Below are 13,577 nucleotides of genomic sequence, written 5' to 3'. Positions count from 1 at the left end.
TTTTTTATTAACTTCGGTAAAGACGGTTTAACCTTTGTTAACCATTTGCCCCTTAACTGGGCTCATCGAAACGAAGGGTTAACCAAGACGAAAAAGAGGTTAACAGGCATCAGGCCGAGCCTTCGTTCACCGGTGAAATCCGGAATGTCCCTTTCTTCTAGCCAATCAAGGGGCACAAGATGACCAGCATTCTTACGAATACCGCAGCTATGGCTGCACTCCAGACCCTCCGCTCGCTCGGCGTCGACATGGAAGATACGCAGAAGCGCGTTTCCACCGGCCTGCGCGTCGGAACCGCTTCCGACAACGCCGCCTACTGGTCGATTGCGACCACCATGCGTTCGGACAACGGTGCACTTTCTGCCGTCCAGGACGCTCTCGGTCTCGGCGCTGCCAAGGTCGACACCGCTTACGCCGCCATGGAAACCGTCGTCGACGTCGTCACCGAGATCAAGAGCAAGCTCGTTGCCGCCTCCGAAGCCGGTGTCGACAAGTCGAAGATCCAGTCGGAAATTTCTCAGCTGCAGGACCAGCTCCGGAGCATTGCTTCTTCCGCTTCCTTCTCCGGTGAGAACTGGCTGCAGGCGGATATCGGTGGCCGCACCAATGCCACGACCGGCGAGATCTATGCGAGCGATCCGGTTCTCAAGCAGGTGATCGGTTCGTTCACTCGCGACGCCAACGGTAATGTTGCCGTGCAGCCTATCCCGATCAAGCTCGACGAAACCACGGTTCTCTTCGACCTTTCCGGCGGTGACGCAGGCCTACTCGACGCCAACATGCTCAAGGGTTTCCGCGATGTTCAGGATACTCTCGGCAACGATCGCTACGCCAGGATCAACACAAATGCGATGAGCGACACCACTGCCAAGTGGGTGGAAATCGGCGGCAATGTCTGGGCGAAGGCCGATACCAGCGGAAACCTGCTGAGCGGCACCAATGCAGACTACCTGATCAAGATTGGCGGCGGCTTCGTCGACGCTGTCTACAACGGCACGGCCGGCGGCTACGACATCGACACGAACGCCCTCGTCGCCACCAATGCGTCGATCACCTACACCAAGGGGGTTTCGGTCTCCGAACTGGACATCACCACGCTCGACGACTATCGCAACAGCGCGTCTGCGACCTACCTCGGCATGGGCACGGACGTCGATGACGCCTTCATCATGGATGCCCTGATTTCCTTCGTCGACGCCCAGCTTGAAGCGCTCACCAGCACGACGGCAAAGCTCGGCTCGATCTCGATGCGCATCGAAATGCAGGAGGACTTCGTCTCCAAGCTCACCGACTCCATCGATAGCGGCATCGGCCGTCTCGTGGATGCGGACATGAACGAGGAATCGACCAGGCTCAAGGCCCTGCAGACCCAGCAGCAGCTTGCGATCCAGTCGCTCTCGATCGCCAACACCAATTCCGAGAATATTCTGTCGCTCTTCCGTCAGTAAGCGGCGCTCTTGGCTAGGAGCGGTTCGTCCCGCTCTGACACGGCAGCAGCAATATTCAGGAAAGAAAACCGCGTCTCGAAGGAGGCGCGGTTTTTCCCATTTCGCCGTGTGGCTTGCGCGAAACCTGCACGACCGTCGGGCGAAGGCCTCGACGGCGCTTTAACAGCTTGCCAATTCAGGATTGCCTTTGATAACTGTCGCGTTAACGATTTGTTAAGAACGACAGGCCGCCCCCATCACTGATGTGGAGAGGCGGTAAGCATGATGCCTCTCGTCGTTTCCGGTGAACTACTCCGGATCCCTCAGAATATCTGACCGAGGCACGGCCAATGACGAGTATCCTGACCAATACTGCCGCGATGGCGGCACTGCAGACCCTGCGCGGAATCGACCGCAACATGGAAATCACCCAGGCAAGGGTGTCTTCCGGCATGCGGGTTCAGACGGCTGCAGACAATGCCGCCTATTGGTCTATTGCCACGACGATGCGTTCCGACAACCACGCACTGTCGACGATTCAAGACGCGCTTGGACTCGGTGCGGCAAAGGTGGATACCGCCTACGCCGCAATGGAAAGCGCCATCGATACGGTCATGGAAATCAAATCCAAGATCGTCGCTGCCTATGGCGTCGGCGCCAACCGCAACAAGATCCAGGAAGAAATCACCCAGCTTCAGGAGCAGTTGAAGAGTATTGCCGATTCCGCCACCTTCTCCGGCGAGAACTGGCTCCAGGACTATGTCAGCGATGGCGGCACCAACGCCCAGGAAAAGCCAGTCGTAAAACAGGTGGTTGCGTCGTTTACCCGAACCGCATCGGGTGAAGTCGCCGTCAAGACCGTCGATTATACGTTGGATTCGAGCACCGTTCTATTCGATCTGAACGGCGGAAAGATTGGTATTCTTGATTCCTCCGTCCGCTTTGTGGCCGAAACCGAGACGGCCGTCACCGTCGTCACCACGAATGCCGGTGTCTCGACCGAAGCAGACTACGCCGTTCCATTCTTCACCGAAAGCCAGTTGACCGCATTGGGTGCCGACACCAACGTTGCCGACGCGCGCATCTATACGGTGGGTGGCAACTCCTACATGAAAGTTGCCGAGGGCCAGTGGGCCCGGGTCACGACGACAGACCCTGCCACGGCACCGGCAGTCACAACTCCTGTTCACCAGAATGGGGGTACGAGTTACTACTTCGTTGTTTTACCCGCCAATAACCTCGACAATCGTAAGCTCGATATTTCGGTCGTATCCGTAAATCTGGACAAGTTGGCCGATGTTGCGTCACAGATGAACACGATGGTGCCGGGTTCTGCTCCCGATAATGAAGCTGTGCTCGACATGCTGGAACGGTTCCTGGACAAGCAGCTCCTGGCGATGACCAGCGCGGCGTCCAGTCTCGGTTCGATCCAGAAGCGTATCGACCTGCAGGAAGGTTTCGTCGCCTCCCTGACGGACGTGATCGACAAGGGTGTCGGCCGTCTGGTGGATGCGGACATGAACGAGGAATCGACCCGCCTCAAGGCGCTCCAGACCCAGCAGCAACTCGGCATACAGTCGCTCCAGATCGCCAATACCAACGCCGAAAACATTCTCCAGCTGTTCCGGCAGTAATACGTCGCGATCGATCCGTTTGATGTCTCGCCGAGCCGGTCGTTTGAGGTTGACGCGATGCGCCATCTTCATCCTCGCGCAAGTTTGATTGCCTACGGTTTCGCTACGATCCGGAGGATTTTGCGAGATCCTGCTGCGGATGAATGAACAGCAACTTTATCGGGATGATACGATGATTGCAGCGGCGACATTTGGCTTCTTCCGCCCGCTCATGACGAGCGGCGCGCGAAGGAGCGTGGCAGTGGGGGGAGTGTCCCGATGAGCGCTTCTCTCGCACGCTACCTGAAGGACTTCAGTGAACCGCAGTCCCTTCCCTTGCCGTTGATGGCGGATGGTTTTGCTGGCAGCCTCGACGAAGATCTGGCGCTTCCCGCTGTGGTTGAAGCCCCCGTAGATATCGAGGCCGAACGCGCGGAAGCCTATTCAAGGGGTCACGAGGCGGCGTCTGAGGAATTGCAGCAGCGTTTCGAGGAGGAGCGTCAGGCGCTTATCGCAGCGCATGCCGAAGAGATTGCGGCACTTCGCGAAAGATATGAGGCTGAAGCCGCGGCCTCGATCGCTGCCGGACTTCAGGAAATCGCCGCGGCTACAGCCCAGGCGGTCAGCGACCAGACGGCGGGAATTCTGGCGCCGCTTCTCGACGAAGCGTTGGTCGCCAAAGCGGTTTCGGATATGGCCGACCTCATCAGAGATGCCGTGCTCGAAGGTGATGTCGGAACGGTCAACGTTCGTGGACCGCTGCATCTGTTCGAAAAGCTCAAGGCCGCACTGGGCGCATCCGCGCCTCTTCTGCGCCATGTTGAAGCGCCCGATCTGGATATCTCGGTTGATATCGGTGAGTCGGCGCTTGTGACCCGCATGTCGGCGTGGTCCGCAAGTCTGAAGAAAGTACTGGCATGAGCGAAGCCGAGAACCACCATCACGGCAAGAACGAAGTCGTCATCGTCAAGAGACATGGCGGCGGGCACGACGACGGCCATCATGGCGGTGCCTGGAAGATCGCCTATGCCGACTTCATGACCGCGATGATGGCATTTTTCCTCGTGATGTGGCTGGTCAATGCCGCCAACGAGGAAACGAAGGCCTCGATGGCGAGCTATTTCAACCCCATAAAGCTCTCGGACGAGACGCCGGCCGAGAAAGGGCTCGAGAAGCCCGTCGATGCGGCAGAGGGACAGGAGAGCGGCGAGCGTTCGCGGGTCAAGGCGGATGCGGACGTGCAGGGGTCGGCGGCCGCGACCGGCGAAGATATGACGTCGACTTCCGGCGACGAACCAAACTATTCCGAAGCAGACTTCTTTGAAAATCCCTATTCGGTTCTCGCCGAGATCGCCCAGGAAGTAGGCCAGCAGGCCAATGTCAGCGCGAAAGGTGAGGGTGGCGCAAGCGAGTCCGGCCCTGCGACCGGAGCCGACGGCGGTGAAGCCTATCGCGACCCGTTCGATCCGGATTTCTGGACGCGGCAAATCGAGGTTGCGCGTGCTGACAGTTCCGACAAGTCTGTGAAGGGAAGCCCGGTCGAAGGTCCGACCGCGGAAGCTGTTCAAACTGCAACTCAACAGGATGCGGGCGTGCCGCCGACAGAAATGGCTGTTGCACTACCCACGCCACGGCCAGATCCGACGCAACTCGACAAGACCCAGGCCGATAAATCCGAGAAAGCCGAGCCCGGAGAACCCCTCAAGAGCTCCAAGGCGGAAGAACAGGCCGCCGAGAAGCTTCGCGAGGAAATCCAAAAACAGATTTCCGGCGTCGCAGGTAAGCTTGCCGAGGGGCTGGTCGTGACCCCGGCAGAGGGTGGCCTGCTCGTCACCATTTCTGATCAGGCCGATGATCCGATGTTCAACGTCGGCTCTGCCGTGCCTCGTCGGGAAATGGTTCTGGCGATGGAAAAGCTCGGGCAGATCCTCAAGGATCGCAAAGGCAGCGTCATCGTTCGCGGCCATACCGACGGCCGCCAGTTCAAAGGTGGCCAGAACGACAACTGGCGCCTTTCGATGGCCCGCGCCCATAGCGCTTATTACATGCTGGTGCACGGCGGGCTGACTGAAGACCGCGTCAAGCAGGTCTCGGGTTTTGCCGACAGGCGGCTTCAGGTGGCCGATGATCCCCTTGCCGCCGCGAACCGCCGCATTGAAATCCTGCTCCAGGCGGACGAGGGATAATATGGCGCTTGCGGGCATACGGTCCCTGTTGACGGCTGCTCTGGTCCTGGGCTCAGCTCTTACGCATCCGGCGTTTGCGCAGGACCGTACCGAGCTGCCGCCCTACGCCATGCTTCGTTCGCTCCAGTTCGTGCAGGATTCCGTTGTCCTCGGCGATCACTCCGCTGCGGAGATGCAGCGATTCATGCTTGCCACGATCGACCAGCGCTTGAGAACCGCCGACCCCTCGGTCTTCGAGGATCCGCGCAATGTCGATGCCGCCTTGATCTATGCCATGAGCGGCGGCAATCCCGAAACGCTCGAATATCTCGCCTCGCGCGACATCGCCGGCAATTTCGACAATCGCGTGGCGGAGGCTCTCCGAAAATATCTCAGCGGCAAGGGCACTCTGGTCGCGAAGAGCCTGGGAGAGATGACCAAGGAATACCGCGACGAGAAGCTCGGCCCCTACCTCGCTTTGGTCAGCGGCAATGTGGCGGTTGTGAATGATCCGAAGGCAGCACTCGGATTTTACGACTGGGCACGGTTGACGGCGCCCGGTACCATCATAGAGGAAGCTGCTCTTCGCCGTTCGGTGGCCATTACGGTCGACGCCAACATGGTCAAGGAAGCGCTTTCCTATTCGCGCCGATACGCCCGTCGTTTCGTTCATTCCCCCTATGCCAGTCAGTTCGCCGATTTCTTCGTGCAGCTTGTCGTTTCCCATTTCGGTGCGATCACGGAAAATGACGTAGACGGGGCGATCGAGTTCATGGATGCAGACCGTCGCCGGGAGGTCTTCCTCAGGATTGCCCGCGCAGCCGCCATCGCCGGCAATAACGATCTTGCTCGCCTCGCCTCCACAAAAGTCGAAGCACTGGCGGGAAATCCCGTGCCCGAGGCACTCGCGCGGCTTTACGGCGGGCTTGCCGGCATTCCGACGAATGACATTCATGCAGCCATGAAGGCCATAAGCGAGGTTCCCGAAGAGACGCTTTCGGTCCGTGACAAGGCCCTGCGCCGGGCGGCAAAAACGATTGCCGAACAGGTCGTTAGCAAGCCGGAAGAGGAAAGCTTCGCACAAGACGAAGCAATCAAAGTGACCACCACAGAAGACGCGAAATCCCCAGTCGCGTTGCCCAGAAATGAGATCGCTGGGCCTGCCTCCGCCTCGGAAGATCCGACGGCCGGCACCGCTGTCAAATTCGATCCGGCCTTCCAGACATACGTCGATAGTGGTCGTTCGAAATTGAATGCTATCGATGAAATGCTGATGGAGGAGAGTCCGTCCAAATGATTACCGACATTCTGGGTGGCAAGACCGGCGCAGCCGATGCGGCTTCGTCGGCAAAACAAGCTGTCGCCGGCCGAAAGGGCGCCGATGCATCACCGAACGGCTTCTCCGACGCCCTTTCGGGTTTGGATCAGGACGTGCCTTCTCAGCGCCATGGCGACATGTCGGATGACGGGGAGCCCGCTGAGGGCGATCGCGTGACCGTTGGTGAAAAGCCCGCAACGCGCAAACCCATCATCGACCTCCGCCCCGAAAGCCTTCGGCGCACGCTGGAGAGAAGCGAAAGCGTGCTCGATGCGGTGAGCAAGGTTGCTACGGCAAATGATGAAAAGCAGCTGACGCCGGCGGAGAAGAAGCTTCGCGATGCGCTCGTCACCGCCAAGGCCATTGTCCGAAAATCGGATGAACTGGCCGCCGCCCGCAAACCCGACGGCAAGAGCGAACAGGCTGAGCCTGAAGAGGCAGACCCAGGTCTCGATCTCTCCATTCTGGATGCCGACGACAGCAAGATTGCCGACGTCTTGTCGTTGTTGGGCGGCGAGGTAGCCGCGAGTGAACTTCAGGCCGCGATGCCGAAGAACACGGCGGGGTCTCAGGGCAAGCGGCAGAAGGGTGCGGAAGATCGTGCCGAGGCTGCCGGGATTAGCGGCGTTGACGAAACCAGACGCTTCAGTTTGGCGGCCAGCGCGTCCTCGGATCCGCTTTCGATGCCGACCGATGGCGAGACGAGCGTTCCCGGGACCGGCCAGTTCCGCTTCACCAATGCCCGCGGTGAGGGCCAGAGCCTCAATATGACCGTTGACGAGCGTAGCGGCGAGCGTCCGACCGTGGAATTCAAGGCTTCATCGAATGGAGCTGCCGAGAACGTCACCGTACTCGAGTCGCGACGGTTCCTGGGCCTCGCACAAAATTCGAACAGTGCCAATCTCACGGCGATGCTTTCAGGCAATTCCGAATGGGCGGCGGCGATGCATCCGAGCTCCGAGCTCTCCAACATCGCGGCGCAGACCAGCACCGGTACGGTGGTCAATACGCTCAAGCTGCAGATGAACCCGCATGATCTGGGATCGGTGACGGCCATGCTGAGGCTTCATGGGGAAGCGCTGAACGTGCACCTCACCGTCGAGACGCGAGCCGCCTACATGCAGCTCAGCGAAGACAGCAGCGGTATCCTCGACGCACTTCGCGCCCAGGGCTTTGCCGTCGAACAGGTAACCATCAGCATTGCTCCAACGGCGGATTCGGAAGCCGCCGGCGGCCAACAGGGGCAGCAAGGTCAGGCAGGTCCGCAGGCTCAGGCTGACGGCGGTCGGCAGGGCTCTGCCGCCGGACGCGGCCAGGAACAGACGGGAAACCGCCAATCGGTTGAGCCAGGAGCGAGGAATACGAATGATGCGGCTTTGGACAGCACGGCAGGTGCGCCTTCTGGCAGCGCTCGCCCTGGCGATCTCTACCTCTGAGGCGCCCGCCGGATCTCTTTTCAGCGCATCCACGCAGGTTGCTCCTCGCGCTCCGACAGCAGCCAGCGCGCCGGTCTTTCCGCGGGCTCCGGTTAACCCCGGAGCTTGCGAGCGCGAGATTCAAGCTGCGGCGGCCAAGTATGGGATCCCGGAAGGCATTCTCTACTCGGTCGGACTGACCGAGACGGGACGCAAAGGGAGCCTCAGCCCGTTCGCTATGAACGTGGAAGGCAAAGCCTATTTTTCTGCCTCCCAGCAGGAGGCTATCACCGCCTTTTATGCGGCAAAGCGACAGGGGATGAGGTTGATCGACATCGGTTGCATGCAGATCAATCATCATTTCCACGGCGAAAACTTCTCGTCTCCAGAAGAGATGTTCGATCCGAGGCGCAATGTGGAGTATGCGGCAAAGTTCCTGCGCAACCTGCACGACCGTCATGAGACATGGACAATGGCGGTAGCAAGATACCACGCCGGACCTAACAATGATCCTGCTCAGAAGAGATATGTCTGCCGTGTGATCAGCAATCTGGTCGCCACAGGGTACGGAAACTGGACGACCAACGCCTCTCGCTTCTGCAATAACCCCGCAACCTGAGGGCGAGCGCCTCGCCAAAAGAATCGCAAAATTGTGCGGTTGACGAAATATGGCGAAAATGGCAGCGCAAGCACTTCTTGAAGAGGTGTTAATTTTTCCACTAAAAATTTGTGCCGCAAAAGTGCCTACCCACTATATCTAGTGCAAATCGCACGCCAATGGTTAATCAACTATTAATTTGTTTGGTTAATTTCACACAGCTTGTCTCCGATTCCCGCGATTCGTACCCATAGGTCAATCGAGGTACCACAACTGATTCGGAGGCGGCGAATGATCGTAGTGGTTGATGAGCGTGAGCTCGTGAAAGACGGATACACTTCTCTTTTTGGACGCGAAGGAATTCCGTCCACGGGGTTCGATCCAAAAGAATTCGGCGAATGGGTCAATACGGCAGCTGATGCGGACATCGCGGCGGTCGAGGCCTTTCTGATCGGTCAGGGCGAGCGGACGCTTGAACTGCCGCGGGCAATCCGGGACCGGTCCATGGCGCCGGTGATCGCAGTCAGCGACGCTCCGTCCCTGGAAGCAACCCTTGCCTTCTTCGATAGCGGCGTCGATGACGTGGTGCGTAAGCCGGTCCATCCCCGCGAAATCCTGGCACGTGCGGCAGCAATCCGCCGTCGTCTGAAGGCAATCGCGAACTTCACCGATATCGGTCCCATCCGTGTATTCTCCGATGGTCGTGACCCGGAAATCGAAGGCGAAGTTTTCGCACTTCCGCGCCGCGAGCGGCGCATTCTGGAATACCTGGTCTCCAACCGTGGCCGGCGTGTTTCCAAGACGCAGATTTTCAATGCCATCTACGGCATCTTCGACGAGGAAGTCGAAGAGAACGTCGTCGAAAGCCATATCAGCAAGCTGCGCAAGAAACTGCGTAAGAAGCTCGGCTTCGATCCGGTCGATTCCAAGCGTTTCCTTGGCTATTGCATCGACTGGAACTGATATTTCAGAAGGGCCTTGCCGCTTATTTTCGGCGGACACGGAAAGCAGACAGCTTCACGCAAGGCCCGCATCCTACTCTCTCCATCAGATAAAGCGGAGATTTCCTATGAGCATTTTCGGCACGATGAAAACGGCCGTCTCTGGTATGAATGCCCAGGCCAATCGCCTCGGCACAGTGGGCGATAACATCGCCAATTCGAGCACAGCCGGTTACAAGCGTGCATCAACGGCATTTTCTTCGTTGGTTCTGCCCTCCACCCAGGGTTCCTATTCGTCGGGCGGTGTGGAAACCAATGTCCGCTACAGCATCGCCGAACAGGGCGGTATCCAGTACACCACGTCGAACACCGATCTTGCCATCCAGGGCGAAGGCTTCTTCATCGTCAGCGACCAGAATGGCTCTCCCTATCTGACCCGCGCCGGCGCCTTCCAGAAGGATGCCAATGGCTACCTCGTCAACACTGCCGGTTACCAGCTGATGGGATATCCCTACGGCTCGAACCCGCCGGCTGCGGTCGTCAACGGCTTCAACGGGCTTGAAGCGATCAACATCAACGACTTCGGCCTCGTATCCTCTCCGTCCACGCAAGGCAGCTTCCCGGCCAACCTGGACAAGGAAGCGGCTATCGTGCCCCCCGGCACACGTCCGAGCGACAACGTCGCCACCAGCGTGATCACCAACAAGAGCTCGCTGACGGCTTACGATCATGCCGGCGCCAAGGTTCTTTATGACTTCTACTACACCAAGACTGCCAATAACGAGTGGGAAGTTATGGTCTATCGCCAGGATCAATCGACTAACGGCGGCTTCCCATATACGGTGACTGCGCCAGAGGTGCTCGTACAACAGAAGGCCATTCTACGGTTCGATCCCAATACCAACAAGTTGCTGGCCGCTCCTTATGTTGTCGGCCCTCCGTCGACTGGATCGATGAAGGAAATAGTCATCACAGATCCTAACGATGGCGCGACTCCAGCTCAGACGATTACTATTGACCTTTCGGACATGACGCAGTTTGCCAGCGACTTCACGCCGGGCAAGGGCATCATCGACGGCAATGCGCCGAGCCCGATTACGGACGTCGAAATCGGCGGCGACGGTCTCGTCACGGCAGTCTATCAGGATGGCGGTCGCCGTCCGATCTACCAGGTAGCGCTTGCCACGGTTCCGGCGATCGACAAGATGCTGCCGCAGAACGGCAACGTTTATCTGCCGACCAATGACTCCGGTGTTGTCACCATCGGCTTCCCGCAAAGTGGCTCTTTCGGCCAGGTTTATTCGGGCGCGCTGGAAAGCTCCAACGTCGATATCGCCAGCGAGCTCACCGAGATGATCGAATCGCAGCGCGTCTACACGGCGAACTCCAAAGTATTTCAGACCGGCTCAGACTTGATGGACGTCCTCATCAACCTGAAGAGATAACCGGACGGGACGATCGAGAGAATAAGTCTCAAGAGGTTAGTAAAAAATGTCGCTTGCATCAGCATTGTCCACGGCGCAGTCCATCTTCACCAACTCCGGCACGCAGTCCGGTGTGGTGTCGAAGAACATTGCCAATGCACAGAACCCGGATTATGTCCGCCGCTCGGCGGTGGTCGTTACCGGCGGCAACGGGGCGGTGATCGACGACATCGTTCGCGCCCAGAACTCTCCGCTCCTGCGCCAGACGATCGAAAGCTCCTCTGTTGCAAGCGGTCAGGCGACACTCCTCGCCGGCCTTACCGAGATCAAGAATCTGATGGGGGGGAACGACAGCGAAATCTCCCCCGCCAAGCTCATTACCGCCTTCCGTAACAACCTGGACGCTTTTACTTCCAAGGCTAACGATACGGGCCTTGGCGGCGCGGTTATCTCAACCGCGCAGGATCTGGCATCCGGCCTGAATACGGCTGCAGACAAGCTTCAGAAGATCCGCAAGGACGCTGACGACCAGATCAAGCAGGACGTCGACACGCTGAATGCGTTGCTTGCCAAGTTCGAAGCGGTCAACAACCAGGTCAAGAACGCCACCGCGAGCGGCGCTGACGCAAACGACGCACTCGATGAGCGTGATGGCCTCCTCAAGAAAATCTCCGAGATCGTCGGCGTAACGTCCTACGTCCGGGGCGACAACGATATGGTGCTCTACACTTCGGATGGCGTGACGCTGTTCGAGGCCGTGCCCCGTAAGGTTACGTTCCAGGCGACCGCAGCTTTCGATGCTTCCACGGTTGGAAACGGCGTCTATATCGACGGAGTGGCGTTGAAGCCGGGCGTATCCGGCAATACCACCGCCAAGGGATCGCTTCAGGCGCTGATGCAGGTCCGCGATACGGTCGCCCCCATCTTCCAAAGCCAGCTCGACGAAATCGCAAGGGGACTGATCACGGTTTTTGCAGAGACCGGGCCAACCGGCCTGCTCGTTCCCCAGACCGGCCTTTTCACCTACAAGGACGCCGCTGGCGTGCAGCAGACTGCTATCCCGGCCGCCGGCGCCGTCGTTCCGGGGATCGCATCGCGGATTTTCGTCAATCCGGTTGTTGTTCCTCCCACAGGCACGCCCGACAAACTGCGCGACGGCGGTATCAACGGCGCTGCTTACGTCGTTAACACCGGCGGCAGCAGCTATCGTGACCTGCTGGACAAGTACAATGAAAGCCTCGAAGGCCCGATGACCTTTGATACCAACACCCAAATTGCGGACGCTCCGGACCTTCTTTCCTTCGCTGCAGATTCCATGGGTTGGTTGGAGCAGCTTCGCAGTACGGCAACGGCCTCCGATGAGACCAAGACGGCGCTTTTGACCCGCACGTTGGAAGCCTATTCCAGCAGCACGGGCGTCAGTCTCGACGAGGAACTGTCGCTGCTGCTGGATATCGAACAGTCTTACAAGGCCGGCACCAAATTGATGGCGACGGTTGATGAGATGATGCAGGCCCTGCTGGATATTGCGAGCTGATCATGAAGACCTCTTTCATTTCCACTTTGTCCATTCAGACGACCATGCGAAACGCCATTTCAGGCGTTCAGCGCGAGATGGTGAAAGCGAACCAGGAGGCCGTTACGCAGAAGCACGCGGACCTTGGCGTCGCACTCGGAGCCAATACGTCACGCGCCATCGACCTGTCTCGCGATATCACTCGCATCGAATCGCTCTACAATACGGCGGCGCTCGCCACGCAGCGGCTGGAAAGCGCCGAACTGGCCCTGTCGAAGATGAACGAGCTGGGGCTCGATATCCAGGGCGCAATTCTGACCCTTGGCAACTCCACGGACGCGACGAGCCTTGCCACGGCCCGCACGACCATGCAGTCCGCCCTCGACGCCTTCACCAATTTTGCGAATACCTCGGTCCAGGGTGAGTATATCTTTGCCGGCATCAACACCGACGTGAAGCCGATGGAGGATTATTTCGCAGCAGGATCGCCCGCCAAGGCGGCATTCGATACCGAGCTGAACCACTACATGACGACAAACGGCATCGCGAGCCTATCGGTCATGACAGAGACCGAGATGAATACCTTCCTCGACGACCTCGGGAAGAAGTTCGATGGCACCGCTCCACTCACCAGCCCGCCTCATCCGCTGGCTCTTGCCGGCCAGGATTTCTGGACGACCTTCTTCTCGGACGCCAGCGACGAAAACATGAAGAGCCGCATCAGCCAGAGCGAAGTGGTGGAAAGCTCCACCAACGCCAATAAGGCAGGCATGCGCAAGTTCGCCTTCGCCTCCATCGTGTCGCTGGAGTTGCTGCAGCCGAACATGGACGACAAGGCCCGCCAGGCGGTTGGCGCGCGGACACGGTCTGTCATCAGCGAAGCGATGAACGGTGTAGATAGTATTAACCAGCAGCGGACTACAATCGGTATTTATACCGAACGCGTCTCCAAGGCTGAGGAAAGGTTGCAGGCGCAGAAAGATATTCTGACGAAAGGCCTGATCGGCCTCGAGAATGTCGATCCGGAGGAAGCTGCAACTCGTCTCAACGCACTGAAGACGCTTCTGGAAACCGCATATACGGTAACGGCAAAGATACAGCAGTTGAGCCTTGCCAACTTCCTTTGATGACTAAAGGAAGGCTCATGAAGAAGGATACAT

At 58.6% G+C, this 13,577-nt stretch carries 11 protein-coding genes; all 11 read left to right on the top strand.

Features of this window, described 5'->3' with window-relative positions; genetic code table 11:
• Nucleotides 1-179: 179 nt before the first annotated feature.
• The 11 genes from EDE05_RS01135 (at nt 180) to EDE05_RS01085 (ending at nt 13,544) form a co-directional block, all read left to right on the top strand.
• The gene (locus EDE05_RS01135) at nt 180-1,448 is read left to right on the top strand and encodes a flagellin (protein ID WP_105370663.1); all 1,269 of its coding nucleotides are present in this window, start codon (nt 180-182) and stop codon (nt 1,446-1,448) included.
• A 329-nt stretch (nt 1,449-1,777) separates the two neighbouring features.
• On the top strand, nt 1,778-3,061 hold the full coding sequence (locus EDE05_RS01130) for a flagellin (RefSeq protein WP_105370664.1): 1,284 nt from the start codon (nt 1,778-1,780) through the stop codon (nt 3,059-3,061).
• Nucleotides 3,062-3,319: 258 nt separating this feature from the next.
• The gene (locus EDE05_RS01125; protein ID WP_112797249.1) at nt 3,320-3,961 is read left to right on the top strand and encodes a hypothetical protein; all 642 of its coding nucleotides are present in this window, start codon (nt 3,320-3,322) and stop codon (nt 3,959-3,961) included.
• On the top strand, nt 3,958-5,226 hold the full coding sequence (locus EDE05_RS01120; protein ID WP_112797247.1) for a MotB family protein: 1,269 nt from the start codon (nt 3,958-3,960) through the stop codon (nt 5,224-5,226). Before EDE05_RS01125 ends, EDE05_RS01120 begins: the two co-directional genes overlap by 4 nt.
• Nucleotide 5,227: 1 nt before the next feature.
• A complete protein-coding gene (gene motC, locus EDE05_RS01115; RefSeq protein WP_134099534.1) occupies nt 5,228-6,502 on the top strand; it encodes a chemotaxis protein MotC in 1,275 nt (424 codons plus the stop codon).
• Nucleotides 6,499-7,959: a flagellar hook-length control protein FliK gene (locus EDE05_RS01110; protein WP_134099531.1), complete on the top strand. Its 1,461-nt coding sequence runs from the start codon at nt 6,499-6,501 to the stop codon at nt 7,957-7,959. The genes motC and EDE05_RS01110 overlap by 4 nt, the downstream gene beginning before the upstream one ends.
• On the top strand, nt 7,889-8,557 hold the full coding sequence (locus EDE05_RS01105; protein ID WP_245519838.1) for a transglycosylase SLT domain-containing protein: 669 nt from the start codon (nt 7,889-7,891) through the stop codon (nt 8,555-8,557). The genes EDE05_RS01110 and EDE05_RS01105 overlap by 71 nt, the downstream gene beginning before the upstream one ends.
• A gap of 270 nt (nt 8,558-8,827) precedes the next feature.
• Entirely contained in the window at nt 8,828-9,499 is a 672-nt protein-coding gene (locus EDE05_RS01100) for a winged helix-turn-helix domain-containing protein (protein WP_105370669.1), read from the top strand.
• A gap of 106 nt (nt 9,500-9,605) precedes the next feature.
• Nucleotides 9,606-10,922, top strand: coding sequence for a flagellar hook protein FlgE (locus EDE05_RS01095; RefSeq protein ID WP_134099528.1), 1,317 nt, complete (start codon nt 9,606-9,608; stop codon nt 10,920-10,922).
• 46 nt (nt 10,923-10,968) lie between these two features.
• Nucleotides 10,969-12,438: a flagellar hook-associated protein FlgK gene (flgK, locus tag EDE05_RS01090; RefSeq protein ID WP_134099524.1), complete on the top strand. Its 1,470-nt coding sequence runs from the start codon at nt 10,969-10,971 to the stop codon at nt 12,436-12,438.
• A gap of 2 nt (nt 12,439-12,440) precedes the next feature.
• Entirely contained in the window at nt 12,441-13,544 is a 1,104-nt protein-coding gene (locus EDE05_RS01085) for a flagellar hook-associated family protein (protein WP_134099521.1), read from the top strand.
• The last annotated feature ends 33 nt before the right edge of the window (nt 13,545-13,577 follow it).

The organism is Neorhizobium sp. R1-B, from assembly GCF_004368875.1.
GTDB lineage: Bacteria > Pseudomonadota > Alphaproteobacteria > Rhizobiales > Rhizobiaceae > Neorhizobium > Neorhizobium huautlense.
The sequence above is the reverse complement of the archived record's forward strand: the minus strand, read 5'-3'. Positions and strand labels throughout refer to the sequence as shown.

What these genes read in the sequence shown, in the direction of transcription:
- EDE05_RS01085 (WP_134099521.1), top strand. Translation starts at nt 12,441, where the DNA reads ATGAAGACCTCTTTCATTTCCACTTTGTCCATTCAGACGACCATGCGA.
- EDE05_RS01110 (WP_134099531.1), top strand. Translation starts at nt 6,499, where the DNA reads ATGATTACCGACATTCTGGGTGGCAAGACCGGCGCAGCCGATGCGGCT.
- EDE05_RS01095 (WP_134099528.1), top strand. Translation starts at nt 9,606, where the DNA reads ATGAGCATTTTCGGCACGATGAAAACGGCCGTCTCTGGTATGAATGCC.
- motC (WP_134099534.1), top strand. Translation starts at nt 5,228, where the DNA reads ATGGCGCTTGCGGGCATACGGTCCCTGTTGACGGCTGCTCTGGTCCTG.
- EDE05_RS01130 (WP_105370664.1), top strand. Translation starts at nt 1,778, where the DNA reads ATGACGAGTATCCTGACCAATACTGCCGCGATGGCGGCACTGCAGACC.
- EDE05_RS01100 (WP_105370669.1), top strand. Translation starts at nt 8,828, where the DNA reads ATGATCGTAGTGGTTGATGAGCGTGAGCTCGTGAAAGACGGATACACT.
- EDE05_RS01120 (WP_112797247.1), top strand. Translation starts at nt 3,958, where the DNA reads ATGAGCGAAGCCGAGAACCACCATCACGGCAAGAACGAAGTCGTCATC.
- EDE05_RS01125 (WP_112797249.1), top strand. Translation starts at nt 3,320, where the DNA reads ATGAGCGCTTCTCTCGCACGCTACCTGAAGGACTTCAGTGAACCGCAG.
- flgK (WP_134099524.1), top strand. Translation starts at nt 10,969, where the DNA reads ATGTCGCTTGCATCAGCATTGTCCACGGCGCAGTCCATCTTCACCAAC.
- EDE05_RS01105 (WP_245519838.1), top strand. Translation starts at nt 7,889, where the DNA reads ATGATGCGGCTTTGGACAGCACGGCAGGTGCGCCTTCTGGCAGCGCTC.
- EDE05_RS01135 (WP_105370663.1), top strand. Translation starts at nt 180, where the DNA reads ATGACCAGCATTCTTACGAATACCGCAGCTATGGCTGCACTCCAGACC.